9 protein-coding genes are annotated in these 18,958 nt (G+C 50.1%); 6 read left to right on the top strand and 3 right to left on the bottom strand.

Annotated elements, in window-relative coordinates; translation table 11 throughout:
* The first annotated feature begins 157 nt into the window (after positions 1–157).
* The 3 genes from tnpA to tnpC are packed head-to-tail and all read left to right on the top strand — an operon-like array spanning position 158 to position 2,355.
* Positions 158–445 carry an IS66 family insertion sequence element accessory protein TnpA gene (tnpA, locus tag GCU44_RS10830; RefSeq protein WP_154856410.1) on the top strand — a complete coding sequence of 96 codons (288 nt, stop codon included), beginning with the start codon at positions 158–160 and terminating at the stop codon, positions 443–445.
* Positions 445–810, top strand: a complete 366-nt coding sequence (tnpB, locus tag GCU44_RS10825; RefSeq protein WP_154856409.1) for an IS66 family insertion sequence element accessory protein TnpB — start codon at positions 445–447, stop codon at positions 808–810. Before tnpA ends, tnpB begins: the two co-directional genes overlap by 1 nt.
* A 36-nt stretch (positions 811–846) precedes the next feature.
* On the top strand, positions 847–2,355 hold the full coding sequence (gene tnpC / locus GCU44_RS10820; RefSeq protein ID WP_154856408.1) for an IS66 family transposase: 1,509 nt from the start codon (positions 847–849) through the stop codon (positions 2,353–2,355).
* Between the two features lie 1,951 nt (positions 2,356–4,306).
* On the opposite strand, the gene GCU44_RS10815 is transcribed toward tnpC, so the two are convergent.
* The 3 genes from GCU44_RS10815 to GCU44_RS10805 all read right to left on the bottom strand — a co-directional run bounded on the left by GCU44_RS10815 (position 4,307) and on the right by GCU44_RS10805 (position 8,166).
* Complete coding sequence (locus GCU44_RS10815; RefSeq protein WP_241684907.1) at positions 4,307–5,617, bottom strand: sulfatase-like hydrolase/transferase; 1,311 nt, start codon at positions 5,615–5,617, stop codon at positions 4,307–4,309.
* Between the two features lie 87 nt (positions 5,618–5,704).
* Entirely contained in the window at positions 5,705–7,885 is a 2,181-nt protein-coding gene (locus tag GCU44_RS10810) for a polysaccharide lyase family 8 super-sandwich domain-containing protein (RefSeq protein WP_154856407.1), read from the bottom strand.
* A gap of 47 nt (positions 7,886–7,932) precedes the next feature.
* Positions 7,933–8,166 carry an MbtH family protein gene (locus tag GCU44_RS10805; protein ID WP_092169494.1) on the bottom strand — a complete coding sequence of 78 codons (234 nt, stop codon included), beginning with the start codon at positions 8,164–8,166 and terminating at the stop codon, positions 7,933–7,935.
* A gap of 184 nt (positions 8,167–8,350) precedes the next feature.
* On the opposite strand from GCU44_RS10805, the gene GCU44_RS10800 reads away from it, so the two are divergent.
* The 3 genes from GCU44_RS10800 (at position 8,351) to GCU44_RS10790 (ending at position 18,892) form a co-directional block, all read left to right on the top strand.
* Positions 8,351–9,046 carry a LuxR C-terminal-related transcriptional regulator gene (locus tag GCU44_RS10800; RefSeq protein ID WP_206670828.1) on the top strand — a complete coding sequence of 232 codons (696 nt, stop codon included), beginning with the start codon at positions 8,351–8,353 and terminating at the stop codon, positions 9,044–9,046.
* Between the two features lie 123 nt (positions 9,047–9,169).
* A complete protein-coding gene (locus GCU44_RS10795; RefSeq protein ID WP_154856406.1) occupies positions 9,170–14,569 on the top strand; it encodes a hypothetical protein in 5,400 nt (1,799 codons plus the stop codon).
* A 12-nt stretch (positions 14,570–14,581) separates the two neighbouring features.
* On the top strand, positions 14,582–18,892 hold the full coding sequence (locus GCU44_RS10790) for a hypothetical protein (RefSeq protein ID WP_154856405.1): 4,311 nt from the start codon (positions 14,582–14,584) through the stop codon (positions 18,890–18,892).
* The last annotated feature ends 66 nt before the right edge of the window (positions 18,893–18,958 follow it).

Here is an 18,958-nt window from a genome sequence, read left to right as displayed (position 1 = left end):
CCTAGCTTAATAAAGAGCCAAGAAAGGGAAGCTAAAAATCAAAATTATTCAATTTTGAAACCAGAAAAATAAACCAAAAAGCTTAACTTAATAGCATTGCTATTTGAAGAGGGTGATTTTTCAGCCAATTTTGGTCTGAACTTTAAATCACTTGTAGATGAGATCCGAGGAATTACGTAAAAAGATGTTTTCCCTTGTCCGGGAATGGGAATCAAGTGAGCAGACCCAGGAAACCTTTTGTGTAGCCGAAGGTATTAACCTTGCCAAATTTGGTTATTGGCGTAGCCTTTACCTGAAAAGCCAAGAATCTTCAGAAGGGGAATTCCGGGCCATCTGTCCCATTGTTGAAAAGTCCGTTGATATCCGCTACCCCAATGGGGTGACCCTTTCGGTACCCCGAGGGACACCCGTTGAGGAAATCAAATCCCTGATCTGCTTGTTCTGATGTTTTCGCTGACATCCTCTCACCGCTATTTTATGTTTTCAAAGCCGACCGACATGCGAAAGAGTTTTGACGGGCTCTGCGGCATTGTCTCGGAAAAACTCAACCGGCACGCCACCAACGGAGATGTATTTGTCTTTTTCAACAAACGCAGAGACCGCCTAAAGCTGTTGCATTGGGAAACGGGAGGTTTTGTACTTTACTACAAAAGACTGGAAAAAGGTGTCTTTTTGCTTCCCGAATCCAACGGGGAAAATCTCCCGCTGGCCTGGTCCCAACTGGTAATGATCATCGAAGGATTTCAGCTGAAAAACATGGAACGAAGCCCCCGTTATACCCCCAAAAATACAGTAAAAAAAGTGTCTTAAAATAGGTAAAAAGGCACTATTTTAGTATTTTTGATCATGCAAAACCAGCCGGAAATCATCACCCAGGAAGACTATCTTTCCCTTCAGAAAGACCTGGGCAGACAGGCTGGTATCATCACCGAACTGAAGCAAAAAAATGCGTATCTGGAAGCCGAACTCGCTGCCCTGAAGCGCATGGTTTTCGGCTCTAAGCAGGAACGTTTCATTCCCGGAGACAACGGCCAGCTAACCCTTGGCCTGCACCCGGAAACCATGGAGTTGGAAGAGGAAGAACCGATTCAGGTAAACTACAGCCGTAAAAAAAAGAAACGCAAAGCAGTCAGACTTGAACTTCCTGCTCACCTTCCACGCCAGAGCGAGACCATAGAACCTGAAGGACTTGATTCGGGGGCAAAAAAAATCGGTGAATCCATCACTGAAATTCTGGAATATACCCCTGGAAAGATCTTCGTCAAGCAATATATCCGTCCCCGATATGTTCAGACAGATAGTTGTGGAGATCAGACCCTGAGGATTGGTAAACTGCCGTCTCTGCCTATCCCGCAAGGCAACGCCGGTCCGGGACTGCTAGCCCACCTTATGATCAGCAAGTTCATCGACCACCTTCCCTATTACAGGCAGGTGCAGCAGTTTAAGCGGCAGGGTGTGACCCTGGCCGAATCCACCATCAGTGGATGGTTTAGTGCCACCTGCACGCTGCTTACCCCGCTATATGAACTATTATGCGAAAAAACCCTGAAGGCATCCTATTTACATGCCGATGAAACACCACTTCCCGTCCAGAGCTCGGAAAAGAAAGGGGCCACCCATACCGGTTATCATTGGGTATACCGGGCCCCGGAAGAAAGGCTGGTCTGCTTTGATTACCGAAGAAACCGGGGCAGAGAGGGTCCAGAGCTGTTTTTGCAGGGCTTTCAGGGTGCGCTGCAGACGGATGGGTACGCTGCTTATGAGGTTTTTTCTCACCGCAAAGGAATCACCCTTTTGGCCTGTATGGCCCATGCCAGACGCTATTTTGAAAAAGCCCTCTCCAACGATGCGAAAAGAGCTAAGCAGATGCTGGTCATGATCCAAAAGCTGTATGCAATAGAGCGTAAAGCCAAAGAGGCAGGCTATTCGCACCAACAACGCTATTATTACCGAAAGCGAATGGCTACCCGTATCCTGAAGAAAATGGAGAAATGGATGCGTGTCCAATCAGCTTGCGACACCGTATTGCCAAAAAGTGGCATTGGCAAAGCGTTATCCTATACTCAAAACCTATGGCCCAGGTTGAAACGGTATAAGGATAACGGAGCATGGGAAATTGACAACAATCAAGTGGAAAACAGTATTCGCCCGGTAGCATTGGGCAGAAAGAACTATCTTTTTGCCGGCTCCCATCAGGCGGCCGAACATGCGGCCATGATGTATTCCTTCTTTGGAACCTGCAAATTAAACGGGATTGAACCTTACCAATGGCTTAAGGATACCTTGAACACCATTGCCGATGCAAGGGTGAATGACCTGGAAAAATACCTCCCAATCAAACAGGAAGAAGCCTGATCTTAAAAATCGCTTACTAATTTACGGCCTCATTCCCTACAGGTATCAGGCCGAAGGGATACCCCATTTTTTCGAGATCTTAAGGCTTCAAAAAAGAATCATGTCTCATTAAAATTTTGCTTATATGCCTTTCAGCGCCGTATAAGTTTCGTTTTTAACTACATAGGGCACATGAGCGCACATAGGCTCTTCTTAATTATGGGTTCTGCACCATAAGATTTTGAAACCAAAGGAGACTATGTAATCTGCCAGGGGCTCTTTCTCTATGCCCTTATATGGTTCCACTTATTTTCAATTCATAAAAGGCATTTAAGGAAAAAGACGAGTTTTGTATTCCTAGCGCTGAAGGCGCGCAATACCACAGCGCAGGGTGTAGGCCTGTGACAACAATGTGGATAGCAGCATCCCAAGCGCTGAAGGCGCGAAATATAGGCGTCAATCCATACGCAGTCCCTACTCTTTGACTGGTGCGTCTATGGGTCCACCCATTTTCTAACCATATAATAAGGAAATATAAGGTTATTGATGTAAATAGGCTGAAAGCAGTTTGTTAGCCAACACGGGTTTTTATTCAATGACAAAATCTAATGCCTTTCAAAATCCCTCATATATATTTGCTTCAGCTCCGTATAAGTTTCATTTTTAACCACATAGGGCACATGAGCGCACATAGGGATCTCCTTAACTATGGGTTCTGCACCATAAGATTTTGAAACCAACGTAGACTTTTTAATCTGCCCGGGCTTCCTCTTCTATGCCCTTATAGGATTCAAGTTTTTTTAAACCATATAAGGCATATAAGGTCATTTCAGGGTTTTACATCGATTGAATTGATGGTTTCCATTTCTTCGAGATCTTAAGGCTTCAAAAAAGAATCATGCCCCATTAAATTTTTGCTTATATGCCTATCAGCGCCGTAAAAATTTAGTTTTTTAACCACATAGGGCACATGAGCGCACATAGGGCTCTTCTTAACTATGGGTTCTGCACCATAAGATTTTGAAACCAACGTAGACTTTTTAGTCTGCCCGGGGTTCCTCTTCTATGCCCTTATAGGATTCAGGTTTTTTTAAACCATATAAGGCATATAAGGAAATATAAGGTTATTAATGGAAATTAGCTGAAAGCAGTTTGTTAGCCAACGTGGGTTTTTATTCAATGACAAAATCTAATGCCTTTCAAAATCCCTCATATATATTTGCTTCAGCGCCGTAAAAATTTCGTTTTTTAACCACATAGGGCACATGAGCATACATAGGGATCTTCTTATCTATGGGTTCTGCACCATATGATTTTGAAACCAAAGGAGACTATGTAATCTGCCAGGGGCTCTTTCTCTATGCCCTTATATGGTTCCACTTATTTTCAATTCATAAAAGGCATCTAAGGAAAAAGACGAGTTTTGAATTCCTAGCGCTGAAGGCGCGCAATACCACAGCGCAGGGTGTAGCCCTGTGACAACAATGTGGATAGCAGCATCCCAAGCGCTGAAGGCGCGAAATATAGGCCTCAATCCATACACATTCCCAGCTCTTTGACTGCCACGTCTATGGGTCCACTTATTATTAAACCATATAAGGCATATTAGAGCATATAAGTTTTTTTGAAAATTTTCTGTGTAATACGCAACTTTAAAGCGAGGGAAGGGCGATTTTCGATCTTAAACGCCTCTACTATGTCCTTCAATGCCTTATATGGTTCCTTTTTTATAAACCATATAAGGGCATATAAGACTTTTTTGATAATATGGATTGCTGCCTATTTTTTTGTACAATATCCAATTGTAAATCAAGATAAAGGTTATTTTTCTGTCTTAGATCCCACTTGTATGCCTGATATGATTCCTTTATTAAACCACTTATATGGCCTTCAATCCCTTATATGGTTGCTTTTTTAACACACTTATATCGCCTTCAATGCCTTATATGGTTTTCTATTTCGCAACCGTCTACTACCGCATCTGCTTCAGCACCTTACGGAGTTTGCGAATCGCTTTTTTACCGGTAGCATCCAACGCTGCAAAATCGAGCGGCCGGGTTTCCAGCAAATCGTTGCGGAGATCGTAGATTTCTCCATCGGCATAGTACTTCCAGTCGGTGTCGTGTACAAAAGTCCGGGGCCTGAAATTGCCCCAATTGGGGTCATAATGGCAAAATACCCATTCCCGCACCGGCCCGGTGTACCCGGAATCCGTCAATTGGGGATAAAAACTGATCCCATCCAGCGGTCCGGGCAAGGCATTGGGTTCCTTTCCGGATACTTCCAGCAACGTGGGTAAAAAATCCGACAGGTCGATCAAATTTTCGTTTCTGCTGCCCGCGGCGACCGTCCCTGGCCAATAGGCCAACATCGGCACATGCGTTCCCAGATCGTTGGTATAGCCCTTGTTGCCGCGCAACTCCTGTCCCTTAAACCTGGTGACCACATCCCGGTCGGTGCCGTTATCACCCACAAACAGGATCAGGGTCTTTTCGGCAATGCCCAGTTCAGCCACCTTGTCGATAATCCGTCCCACCAACTTGTCCATATAGGTCACCATCCCAGGAAAATACTGAGGATCGTTGACCCGCTTTTGGGGATCGTAGGATGCAAAATCAGGGGAACCGGGGTAAGGCTCAAAGGGATCGTGGGTCAGCGCCATGGGGAAATAAGCGAAAAAGGGATCACCTGCCTGCTGCTCCACAAAGTCCTCCAGGTAATCGGTAAAAAGGTCCGGACCGTACTGCCCGTCAAACTTTTCCAGGCCATTGTCTTTGGTTTCCAGTAGGGGATCCTTATACCGGGAACCCAGATCGCTCACCTGCCACAGCCGGTAGGAATCGAAGCCCGCTTCCTCCGGCCGGCTGCCAATCTTTCCCCCGGCCAATTCCCGCTGCCGTGCATTGCCATACAATTGCCATTTGCCCACCACGCAGGTGGCATAGCCCTGTTCTTGAAGCCAGTGGGCCATGGTTTTCTCATTAGGGTCCAGCAAGCCGAAACCGATGTAATTGCGAAAATTGTATTTCCCTGTCATCAGTTGTACCCGGGAGGGGGTACACAAGGGCATGGCATGGGCATTTTCAAATACCATTCCTCCGGCAGCCATGCGGTCCAGGGAGGGCGTTTGATGATCGTTATTCCCATAGGCCGGCAAGACCTCGTGGCCCAGATCATCCGCCAGGATAAGGACGATGTTAGGAGGCTGTTGGGCCTGGAGGGAATGAATCCCCAGGAACATGAGAAGCCAAAAACAAGCAATTAAGAGTTTGACAGGTAGCATTCGCATAAATTAGTTGTCTAAAGAAGTAGTACAGTAATCGGTTTTCTTCCCGAAGGTATCCAACTGCAAATGATCACCAGAAAAAATCTACTGGTCACGGCGCTGCAGTTCTAGCGTTACGGATTTCCCGGCATAAACTCCTTGAGGCAATTCAATGTCGAGCCGCGTGCTGTTCGTAGCGCTGTCCCAGTCAGCCGTAATGCCCTCGGATGGTGTCTCGTACCGGCCGGGAAGGTGGATCACAAAAACCTCTGCCGATCGCAAGGGATCGGCGACGGTTACGGAACTGTTGGCGTTTTCTTTACCCATTACTAGTACAATCCCCGGCTGCGCTGCGGTCACTTCGGTCCCATCAGGCAGAGAAAGGGAGCCTGCCTCGTAAAATACGGCTTGCGTTTGCTCCAGGCCAGGGTGGTGTACCGCCTGTAACCGCTGATTATTAGCCAGAATGGCTAATCCGGACCGTGAAAGGGAAGCCAGTTCTTTCGCATTAACTCTTGGAGCGACCACATAGGCATATCCCGCTTCCTGAGGGCGAATACCGTGATCGAAATAAGCGGTCAGAACCTTTTTCTGTATTTCTTCCGTGGAAATGTTTTTCTGATCGGTGATATCGGCCCAACTGCCCCGCTCGACCTGATTCTTCACCTGTAGCGTAGGTCGGTCGGGAAACCAATAGCCCACACCGTCGTGGTACAACCATTCCAACTCTTCCAGTTTGTGTTCCCCCTCAGGTAAGACCCGGGAATCACTGTCCTTTTGCTGTACCCGGATCGGGCCCCGGAGCAAGACCTGATCCACCGTCGTGGCTACGGAATGGGGCTTATCCGAAGCAATTCCGGCCCCCAGACAAACAAAGACCCGATCAAAGAAAAACCATCCCTTTTTTGCCCTGGTACCATCGTGCGGACTGATAAAATCAAAGCCTACCGCACCGAAATAGCCGTCATCGGCAGCACCCACAAAATCCGTCAACCCATCCATCTGGATATCATCGGGACCGTGTAATTCGGGTTTTTGAAGAATGGTGGTACCGGATATTTTCTGCCAGTCGTATACGGGCCAGATATCGTGGTATTCGTTGCCGGTTAGCTGGAGGTAATTGGTGCCGTCTGCCCGGTGGTGGGTGGTAATGCCTGGGCCATTGTAGGGGATTTCCATGTTGCGGTTGCGGGTGGAAAACATCCGCACGGTCGTATAAAAATCCGGTCGCTGCAGCACAAAATGTTCTGTTTGCCAGAAAAATTTAGCAAAAGCGCGGGTAGGAGAGCGCTCGCCTTTACGTAGCTGTATGATTTCCTCGAGTTCTGCTTTCCGGTAATCGGTACTGCGCAAAAGCCGTTCGATCTCCACCGTCCCTTTCGGCTGAAAGCTGGTTTGATTGGAAATGGCCCGGTTCTTTACGCTGATGTCTTCGTAGATACCATAGACCAGCTGCTTGTAGACCCCGTCCAGGTAATAATCCACCAGCTGATTGATCCTATCGGTGTCAAAGGCATAGGAGGTACCGGCCACATAATCTGCCCATTCGCCGAAGGCATTGGCGTACTTACCGTAGCCATAGGAGGTGGTATTGTTTACCCGATCCACCCGGTGGTGAAAACTGTAGTCGTGTTGCATGCCCCGCTCTCCGGTAGAAAACTTGATTTCATTGGCAATGATGGAAATTACCTCATCAAACCCAGCCTTATCTCCGGTAAACAATAGGTTCTTGGCCAGGATTCCAGCGATAACAATGCGGTCCCCACTGGGACGGGCTCCGGAAGCATTCATGTGCGCCCGTCCAATGATGGGCTGCGCACTTTCCACCAAATCTTCCGGCAATTCATCTCCGATCAGCAGCATCAGGTTTACCAAATTGGTCGGGGTGGATATTTGGTTGTTGTGCCAGTTATCGCCAAAAAAATCGTTTTCCACCCAATAATCCAGAGAAACGGTAATTTTTTGCTTTAACTCCGGATCCTGGTAAAACGAGGAGGAGGGTTTGCGGTAGGCCGTTGCCAAATACACCAAATCTGCGGTATGATGTCGGTGGGGAAAGCCTGCCGTTCGGCTCAAATCTTCGTAGTTGATATCCGGAAACGAACCGTCCGAACGCATTCGGTCCAGAATATCCTGTACCTTTGCCTCCGAAACCTCGGTTTTTAGCAATTCGGCTACTACTCGATGTCGAATGGTATCCAGTTCATTGGCCCTGCCGCTAAAGGGTAGCACCAGGATCAAAAGAGCCGTTAGCAGCAAAGGCGTTAGTCTCGTGCGTACATGCATGAATTTTGGTATTTTGGGGGTGAAACGGGTTTCTTTTACGAAGATAGTTAGCTGTCTTTTTCCCGATTGCGCTGCATTTCTTCCATTTTTTTTCGCAAAGAAAGCGGCCGCATATCGGTCCAAACTTCTTCTATATAATCCAGGCATTCCTGCTTGGTTCCTGCTTTTCCGACCGCTTGCCAGCCAAGCGGAAGTTCACGGCCCTCCGGCCAAATGCTGTATTGCTCTTCATGGTTAACCACCACCAGGTATTGTCGGGTATCGTCGTCGTCGTCCCACATTGGTTCAAAACGTTTGTTTGTCTATTAAATGTACGGAATATCCCGGATTTGTCAAGGTAGTATACGGTAGCAGTACCAAAATAGGAGAGAATGGTTGGCAACTCAGATAGTTGATCCAATTGTTCGAAATGCTTTCCCACACTATCTTTTATCTGATTTAATGTGTATATTTCGCTGTAAACCCTTGATTAAAAGACTTTTTATTACGCAGATGCAATCGAAAAACGCAAGCAATGAAACCTTGTCCCTGGAGGAAATGCATGCACTTTCCTGTTGTTGTGAGGGAGAGCGGGATTTAATGGTGAGTGTGTTTGATAATGGGAAAAAAAAGTTTTTGTACCACAACAATTCGTTCGCTGCCATTTTGGGCTACAGCAAGCAGGAAATGGCCGAAGGTGGCTGGGAGTTTTGGTTTAACCGGATCAAGCCGGAGGAATTACCAGGCATTCGTTCGAACCTTGAGAACATCATGCAGACGGCTAGTTTTTCTCCTCAATTGCCAGTCGGCCACATTTTTTCCTACCACATTCAGGATTCCCAATGTAGGTGGTGTTTGCTACAACATCAGGTATCACTTTTAATAAAGCCTTATGCTATACTGGTAATCAGCTATGTATACGATCTATCCAACAAAGAGCGTATCGAAAAAACCCTGTCTGGATTTCGCTTTTCCCTGCAGCGACGAACCGTGGAAATTTCGAACAGGGAAAAGGAGGTGTTACTCCTAATCGGAGAAGGGTATTCTTCCAAAGAAATTGCTGACCGATTGTACATCAGTATTCATACGGCCATTACCCACCGCAAGCACCTACTCGAAAAGTTTGCGGTAAAAAATACGGCCCAACTCATCAAAGAAGCCTCTAAATCCGATTTCATTTAAAAATCCCCTTTTTTGGGGATTGCGCCTTTCCGGTGATACGACTAGCTTTATTTTTCGTCGTGTACGAGAATTCGGTAACTGCAACCTACCGTTTTTGACTTTTCGGTTAGTAAACCCCATACCATGAAGAAACCAGCCATCAATGCCCTGCTATCCGGGTTGATTGGGCCCCTGCGCCTAAGCACAGCCGAAGATAAAAAAGCATCCCTGCAGTTGAATAAATTACTTACCCGGACCCACCTGGAAGGGGACCCCTTGGCACTGCGTCCCAATCCCTTTTCCATTGAAAAGTCGGACTTGTTTCAGGCAGAGTCGCTTAGCGATACCCAAAAAAAGTCGATCCAAACCATCGAAAAAGCACGGAAAAAGAAGGAACCGGAGACCCAGTTTACTGTTTTTCGCCGGGATCTGCCCTTGCGAGACCCGCTGCTTCCGCAGTCGGTGGCCTCCTGGTCGGCAGGTTCGAAGGTGGACCAAACGGTTGGCCCCCTGCAGGGAATCGACGGAAGGCAGTTCTGGTTTGATTTTTTGCCCATAGGCACCTTCACTGCCCTGTACAAGCAGGGAATTGCCTCCCCAATCCTGCTTTTCCAGCCAGCAAAAAAGGTAGGAGGGATTCGAACCAGAGCCGTACTAAGCAGCAGACAAATCCAATACAACCTGGCAAAAGGCGGTATCTGGATCAATGCTCGTTTGTTTTCCCCAAATGCCCCCGAAGGGTCCTATACTGGCCTGACGATTCAGTCCGGTACATTAAAGCTCAGCCATGCTGCTAAAAATACGAACAAAAAGCTAACCCTACCGGCCACCGCCACAATTGAGGTTGCCCTAACCTTGGCGCAGCAGGAGTCGTCGGCTTCTGACAAAACCGCTACTACCTACGGAAAAGCAGCGGCGAGCATGTCCTTGAACTTTCCGTCTACGTTTAGTTTCCGCATCTCAGGTAGTACTGCTTCCATCATGCGAATCGGAAAAGCCGGCTGGCAATTGATGGGACAAAAAATTTCCCTTACCTGGTCAAAGAATGAACCGCTAAGCTACCATCCGCAACTTCAACGGATTCTTATTCCCTTTCAGTCCTCAGTCAGTGAAATAGTCGTGCAGCAGCCCGAGTCGGATTTTAACTTCTTGCGAAACAAAGCGCCTCTGGAACTAAGCGGTTGGCTATTGCCGCTGACCCAATTGAACCTAAATCAGCCGACCCTCCCGGAAGGAACGGGACAACTTTACCTGCGCACAGGTCCCGGGTTGGTAAATTCCTGGAAGGGGTTGGCGGGAAATGGCTTCCAGCTGTCCCAAACTCATTTTTTGGCTTCACCCGGGCAATTGCTGTTGGCTGATTTTAATGTAGCCAATCCCCATGCAAGCCAAGTGTTGGAGCTTTGGAGAGAAGCGGAGCAGGTTGTACCCTCCCATGTGCAATTGACCTTTCCTCAAGCTGGGCCTTTGCTCTATTTAAGCAATGCCAATGGGAGCGAAATCCTCATGCGGTTTTGCGATGCAGATTTTCAGGTGGACCGCCCGGTAAAAGTAGACGGCAGTCCTCCATCGGTTCAATCCAAACATTCCCTGCTGATCCTGTCGGCTACTTCCGCTGACCGGCTCGCTTACCTATACGACGATAACCTGATTGCCGACACAGGGGAAATCACCAATCAGGACCCCTACCGGCCGGAACAAATGGCCCTGGCCATGAGCAACGCGCTGTTTAAGGTCACCCAACCCAATGGCTGCCTGTTATTTGGTAAGGTCACCGAAGACTTTTCCAAGGTCTACGAGGGATCCCTGTTTCTTTCCTTCGGCCTGTTGGCCTATATTCCCACCTTACCCGATCCCTATGCTGCCAATCTGGGCCTGATTCGAAATCAATTTCGTCCGGATAGTGCCGGCCTTCCCGGCGCGGCAGGGGCCTCCATGCAAGGCTGGCTCCTGGGGAAAACAAGCTGGTCCGCAGCAACGGAAGGCGATGAGGTAGAGGTGACGTTTCACTTTTCTCCGTTAGCACAACTTTTCGGAGGGATTTCCCTGGAGAGTACATCCGATTCCGCAACACCTGCACCGGACACAAGCAGCCCGGGGAATTTTTCGGGAACGGTCCTCAATGCCACTAATTCCTTTGCCATGCAGGCAGATTTGGAGAATCCTGCAAACCGGCTTTCCGCCATGAGCTTCTCCAATTCCCTGGATCAGGTGGAGCCACAGGCCATGGCCAAGTTCGCATCCGCTGCCACCCCGGCCGCAAGTCCCGTCAGGAAACCCTTACCGGACTACGGGAACCGATGGGAAAAAGAGACCAACCGGTACCGAAGAGATGTATTCGCCCTGCTGGATGTCAGCACCAATGCAGATCTTTTCGGCATCAGCTTTGATTTATTTGACCGCCGGCAGTTCCGTATAGACACCGAAAGGGATCCCATTACGGGTGAGATTTCCTACAGCTTTTTTTCGCTGCAGGTACAAGGATTGGATGTGGTGAGCAACGGAGAAAATGTGCGGGCCTTTACCGTGCCCCAGATATCCTGGGAGCCCGTGATCAACCTTTCTCCTCCGGCCCCTCCGCCAGATGGGCCCATTCCCGGCGATCCGGCCGGCGGCTTTAACTACTATCCCAACGACGGAGGCCCTACCCGTATCGCTAATAACAGCAAGGAAAAAGTCGTACTCGCGCCACTCCCGCTGACCGATTTTCTGTTAGAAAAGCGTTTAACGGACACTGCGTTTCAAGCTTTTTCCTTTTTTACCCTGCCTTTTGGCATGAAGGCTGCCGCCTTGCTTACCGAAAACTACCGGTTTAATAACGTGGATCGGGAAGGTGGCAACCTGCGGGAAACCAAAATTAATTTTGATAATGCCATGCAATCCGGCCTGCAGCTTCGCATTGATGCCGGAACACCCCTACGAGAGGGCGATAGTGACATGTTTATGGGCACCACGGTACAGCTGAACAACGTGCTGGACTTTTTGGGAAATGCCACCGGCAACAGTACCCTGGGAGGTAGTGTGACCGATATCTTTAACCGGGAATTTTTCTACGACAGCAATTATCCCTTTGAGCTATTCAAGCAACGCGGGGTGCCGGTCACGCGCATGGACCTAAGCGGGTACGGTGCCAGCATGTTTAGCAATTGGCTGAATACCAAAGCGGCGGTTGCGGAAACCAGTCAGGCAAAATTTGATGTGATGCTGGGGCGCTGCTCCCACGAGATCATTCAGGTCAAAAGCATTCTTTACCCCTGGGCCATCAAGGTGGTGCGAACAATCACCCTGTTCCGGGTTAGTTCGGGTTACGTTTACCGGTTTGACAGTGGCTGGCGTGCAGAAAGCGACGGAAAGTTTGATTTCAGGTATTATGTGTACGAAACAAATCCAGCTTTTCCGGGAGGCCCGCCAGAAAACCCCGAACCCCAGCTGATTGCCGTTGAAAAAATGGCGGAGTTTGCCATTCACCCTGGCCTTGTTAAGGGGCTATACAACGTCTCCAATATCGTTGAAACGGCGGAAGTCGCTCCCTTTGAAGAAAACGTGCTATTCGCAGAATCGGTAGACCAGCTGGGTATGGAGGTAAACACCCCCCAAAATTTTGATGTCAAGTTGCAGCCGGTGTATTTTGACGCCGACGTAGAGATCGAAGGCGCTACGGCTGGCATGCAAACCAAAACTACTGCGGAGGGGGAGAAGGAACTGGTGCCCTCCAGCCGCATCCTGGGCTTCGTGCAGCTGGGTCCCAAAGGTTTTCCGCTTAATAATGCCGCCTTGAGGCAACTGGTCCAACGGCAAGGAACAATTGGTGGAGCGATTGATTGCGAAGTTGAATTGGTCGGTAGTGCGCAGAAAATGCGTTTCAGCCACTTTGATTTCAACAATTCGTTTGCACAAAACGGCTCCGACCCGGTTTTTTGCCTGGCAGGCAGGGGCAATGTATTGCTCCCAAAAGACGGCAGCTGGTCGATGGTCCGACACGAACGTGCCAACGGCGAGGTGAGCCCGGTTCCTCCCAATTTTGGGATTCCGGTAATCCGGCCCGGAAAAATCATCAAAGACGGGGAATCGGTAAAAATCGATACGCCGGTCAATGCCGTACTTACCCGAATAGCCGAACCGCTGGAATTATTCCGGCAACCGATAAACGGTACCGTGAATTACGGATTTCTACAAAGTACGGATACGCAGAAGGCACTGCTGTTGACCCCCTCTTTTCAAAATGGGCTGAAAAAGCTGCTTAGCAAAACACCGCCGTTATTCGTGGATGCCTTTCGCATAGTCAATACCAAAGGCATCTTCCCCAATATCGGGGCCGGGGATGATTTCTCGCTGCAAACACTGGGAGAGGCCATTCTCATGAAGAAAAACGGTTCCATCCCCTTTGATTTGAATGCGCTTCAGGATTTGGGCCAGGATGTTTTCGAACTGATGGACGTGCAGGATACGCTCAATAATGTCAAGGAGCAGGGACTTCAGCTCCTGCACAATCCGGAGGAATTGTTTGACCTACCCACGGAGTTTGAATTGATCGATGTGGGTGAGGGCAATTTCCGGATTTACATCGAGTATGCAAAGAAGGATAAAAATGGCACCATAGAAGAACCCGGTTCGCTGGATTTTGACATCAACTCGGTCACCGAAAGCTGGAAAAGCAAAATGAACAATATCGGGCTGGTGATCGACCTGGCAGGCATCAAGCGGCTCATGACCATCCGCGGAAATTGGGATTCCGAAAAGGGAAAGGAAGCCACCTATCCCAAACCCGATTTGGAGTTTGCTCCGGAGTTGGATCCTCTGGTAGACCTACTGGAGATCCTGCAAAGCCTGCAGGAAGGCAATTACGGAGAAGCGGTGCAAAATGGGCTGCAGTTGGCCATGAGCAACAAAGCAGGCAGCTGGGAATACAAATTTGAGGCCTCCAAGGAAATTCCAGTCATTCGCTTCCCGGTACCCGATGCGGTTTACAACGATCCGAATACCCCCTTTAAACTAGAGGCCGGCCTAAAAATCGGAGCTTATTTCAATGCCGCCCTGAAAGTCACCACCAATGCCAACGAATTGCTGCCCTCGGCCGGTGGGGTGTTGGGATTCTATGGGCGGCTTTCCGTGATGTGTGTGTCCGTTTCTGCAGCGACCATCTACGCCATCGGACAGGCTGAGGTGGACATCGCTGCGGATACCCAACTGGGGCCTTCCCTTCGGATGAAATTTGGATTCGGCGCACAAATCGTGGTAGGGCTACCGGTTGCCGGAAATGTCAGCGTCCTGTTCGTCGTCGGAGCGGAAATCTTTATTGCCGAGGGAATTGTGGAAGTCTCCGCTTTTCTGCTTTTCGAGGGGCATGCGGAAATACTGGGCGGTATCGTGTCCATTACCATTCGCATTGAAGCCAAAGGTACGTATGCCAAAAAGGCACTGCCCGGGGGTGATTCCCGTACCGATATGCAATGCCAGGTCACCTTTGGCCTGGATATAAGCATCGCCTTTATCATCAATATCAATTTCACCGAATCCTGGCAGGAGCAACGCCGGATTGCCTAATTCATTTTTACCATGAATCCGAATCAACGACTCTCCATCATGACCTTTCCGCAGTATTTTGACGGAAACGAATTGCAGGTAAACATCGTGGTGCTCCCCCGGGACCATAACCCGCTCAGCCCGATCATCACCGGGCAGCAGCCGGCAATTCCCGATGCCACGGTCGCGTTTGCGGATGCGAATTTCTCCTTTGGAGCTCAGGTGATACAAGGATTTGGGGCCAACCCATTGCCGCAGCCCCAAGCCCTTACCGATGCCATTCCGGTAAGCACCCAATCTCCGGCAAACCCCAGGGAGATTTTCGAAGCCATGGCCAATCACCTTCAGATAGCGGACCAAAACATGGTTAATACCAATGCCAGCCTGGCAGCCATACCCCAGTCCCGGCAATTTCAGGCTCCCCGGCCCCGGAACGTATCTGTCTACAAGCACCTACCCAAGACGTTTCTAAAAGCAACCGGATTAAAGGCCATCAACAACAAAAATGCCTTTACCGACGATACCTACCACTGTGCCGTGAAGGGTGCCAAATTCCATCAGGGATTTCAGCAAAGCGGTCCATCCGTCAGCTGGGGAAAGGTATTCGCGCATATCCTGCGTCAGCCTCTGCTTGCGAGGGCGGCCGGCTTTATCTATTCCTTCAGCCTGCCTATTGCCGCCGATACGTTTCCGGACGGGGGCTTCCTGTACCTGGACCTGGCCGAAGGAAGCAGCTTTAGCCCTCCGTTTGCCGCAGAGGACGGTTTTATCAAACGGTATGCGGCCCGCATTCCTATCTTGCGGCCCGGTGAGCCACGCCAGGTTTTTGCACCGCAGCTGTACCCGGTGCTTTCCATTCACGATGGCAACTACGACAATTTGTTTATAGAAACGGCCATTTACGACGACGGCTTTGCCAAAACCGTGCATTGCCACCAGGCGCCACACCGCGATCCCCTGATCGAAGAACCGGATGGTTCATACCCCCTTACCGATGCGGGCATTCAACTCGGCTGGGACGATTTGCAGTTGCTCAACTGGTACCTTCGGCAACTTTCCGAAGACCCTAGCGTAAGCGGTCCGGTTAAACGGCTGGACGCGCCCATCGGGGTACATGGGTTCGTCATCGACGTTCGCCAACAAGCCGGGGAAGGAGGGACGCCGGGTTCTTGGGAATCGCTGAATCAGGTGAGCAACCGAAATGCCTTTGCCCTCAGCCGGGATCCGGATACCCCCAATGATGCCATTGTGCTGGGTGATTTTTCCGGAGAATTGCCCTACCAGGTTTACCCCATGCAGCTTGATGGAACCGAGCAGGTGCTGGGGCAGCCGCAGCCCTATTGGCTGCCCATGTATTTTGCAAACTGGACCGGACACAGCATGGTGCTACCCGATGCCGACGCCGCCGCGGTTTACCAGACGACCCACCCCAATGTGGACGCCGATCCGGACGGGCAGCCGGCAACCGACAAAGCCGGTAATCCAGTGACCACTGGAACCGGAGTAACCGGAGCTGCGCAAAACCGGCTCAATGAAATCTACCAGGCGGGAAACCTGACGGCGCAGTTGCGGTACGGCGAAGCTTACGAATTCCGGGTGCGCTTACAGGATATCAGCGGGGGTAGCCCGGCCATAGAGCGGCAACCCATCAACGAAACCCCCTCGGATATCGGATTTTGCCGATTCAAAAGGTACATAGCCCCAATCCAACCCCGAATTTTAGAAATTGAGTCCAACCCACAGGCGGCCCCAGGAGAGGTGCATCCGGTCACGGGGATAGACGGGCCCAACGACCTGGAAATACTGACCATCCGACGTCCCAAACTAAGCTATCCCGCCGTGGTCTATACCGGCAAATATGAAGACCCGATTGGGCGATTATCCGCGCAGTCCAATCTGGGACTGAGTACCGCGGCGGCCGATGCCGAGCACCGGGTGGGGCTGGGTATTGCCGATCCGGACGTGGACCGGGTGGAAATTGTCGTGGAGATCGCCAGCCTTAAACTTGATAAATTAGACAGTGTCTCGGACAAAGACGATTACGTGCACCTGTACACCACCTACCGCTATTTTCCTGCCATTGGGAACGACGAAACGCAGTACGAGGCCAGCCTACCCATTCCCATTGTATACCGGGATATACAGGGAACCGATAAGGTACTCGGCACCGGAGCTACCCAAAACCTGGTACAGGACCTGGGACTGACGGCAGATATCGACGACCTCACCGAATTGGTACTGCCCACCTCCAGAACGGCCCGGCTGACCATTCGGGCAGTTTGTGAGGACAAAGAAACCGAAGCACAGACGGAGGCCTACTACGGTGTTTTGGATGAGGCCAACCCCGAAATGGACGTGCGGTATGGCGCCTCTTTTACCGTACTGTTGTACCAGCCCTCTCAGGACGAGACCGGATTGCTGGTACAAACGGCCGGTATTCCCGCGTTGCAGGGCATCTACATGCGATCGGATGCGCGTACCGTATTTGATGGAACCTGGAACAGTCTGTTGCTCGGCAAATCGCGCGACGAACGGACCAGTAATATTCAGCACCTGGCAGACCGTTTGCAACTGCAGAGCAACGGCCTGACCCTTCATGCCCCCAAAGGAAAGCGAGTAGTTTTTGGTTGCAGTAGCCGTATCCGCCATAGCCTGGCACCGGACGGCTCTTCCATCACCTTTGCGTCAAAGGGCGATTTATTCAACCATTGGTTGGTTTGTATGAATTACGAACTGGACCGGGATTGGATGTGGGATGCCCTGGAAACCGAGGCATTCCAGCTGAGACGGTCCAAGAGATTTACCCACGATACCGAAGAGGGGGAGGTCGATGCACTTGCCGGAACGCTCAAACTGATACGTACGGCTTCCTTCGAGTCCCTGGATGGCCCGCAGCGTACCAGTACACGACTGGTATTTTTTGATGCGGTGGAACCCAAACGCGATGAACCCGGCACTTTTCCGGATACCATCAGCCTGAGCTACCGACTGGAGCCGCGGTTCAAACCAGACCATGGCACGGTAAACGATCCCCTGGAACCGGTGGAAATGATCCTGCCGATTACGAGCCCGCCCGCACAGGTACCCAAAATTGTTTCGGCCGGCTATGCGCTTTCCCCCTACGTACGGGATGAGAAATACGAAAATAGCGAATCCCGAAAGCGCTTTTTGTGGATTGAATTTGACAAACCCGTCGAAGATCCCCAGGATTGCTATTTTGCGCGGGTATTGGCGCAAGCTCCGGACCAGTTGCTTAGCAACAATCATCCTTCCTTATTACAAGCTCCCGAGGAGCCCCGTTTGCCCCTGGACCCGGAACCGATCCGCATCGTCTCGCCGGATTCCTCCAAAGACCTTGCCGGCTTGAATGCCATGCAGCCCATGCTGAAAAGCAAAGACAGCGATGTTCATTACATCCTGCCGCTGCCTCCCGGTATGCACGCCAATAGCGATGAGATGTTTGGCTTTTTTACCTATGAGTTTCGAGTCGGGCACTTTGAGCGGACGGGACCCACGGATGCAGATCCACCGGAAAAGGTTTGGACCACCGCACAGGGTCGGTTTGGTCGGCGTTTGAAAATGCAGGGGATTCAGCATCCGGCCCCCATTTTATCCTGCATGCCAAACCGGGACAAAGACAAAATCTGGGTAACGGCACCCTATGCGGTGGCTGTTCACAAAGGTAAAAATGTAACCGCAGACCCGCCCCGCACCGAGCTTTGGGCGCTATTGTATGCGCAGGTGAAGCGGGTAGATAATCGGGATTACCGAAACATTTTATTGGATGACCGTCCGTTGGATTGGCGGGTACAAGTAACGAACGAGCTGCCAGAAAGTCTCCTGGAAAACTACAGCAAGCAAGAAATGCAATTGCTACAACAGATCGCCTGGAAAACCGTCAAAGGGCAGGGAGTGACGGGAAATGCAGGCAAGTTCTTAAAACTAAAAGCGCTGACTTCCAGGAATAAACATGCCACCAAATACGGCACCACCATTTGGACGAATGCCGAAGTACACCAATTGCTCCGATTGTACGGGTTGCCAGTGACGGCCTCCTTGAGCGTGGTAGTCGTGGAAGTATTGCCCCGGATTACCAACGTTTTTGACCATGTTTCCGGATTGGAGGATGCACTGGTGGCCCAATCAACAGCGAATTTCATGAACTCGAGTCAGCAGGAGTCCTTTACCCAAAGCTACCAACAGCGCTACGCAGCGAATGCCTCCGGTTCAGCTGCTCCCGTACAAACGAACAGCCCGGTAAACGAGGAACTGGGGCATCACCGTATCTTGCGAAGCTCACGATTAACCAAAGTACCGGATATTTGTTGTACAGATTGCGACTAGCATACTTATTTAAAGTAAAATGCGTATAAAAACACTTAAATAATTTTCTATCAACTATTTATAACT

The organism is Cyclobacterium xiamenense (genome assembly GCF_009467825.1).
Taxonomy (GTDB): Bacteria; Bacteroidota; Bacteroidia; order Cytophagales; family Cyclobacteriaceae; genus Cyclobacterium; species Cyclobacterium xiamenense.
This window is presented reverse-complemented; position numbering and strand designations above follow the sequence as displayed.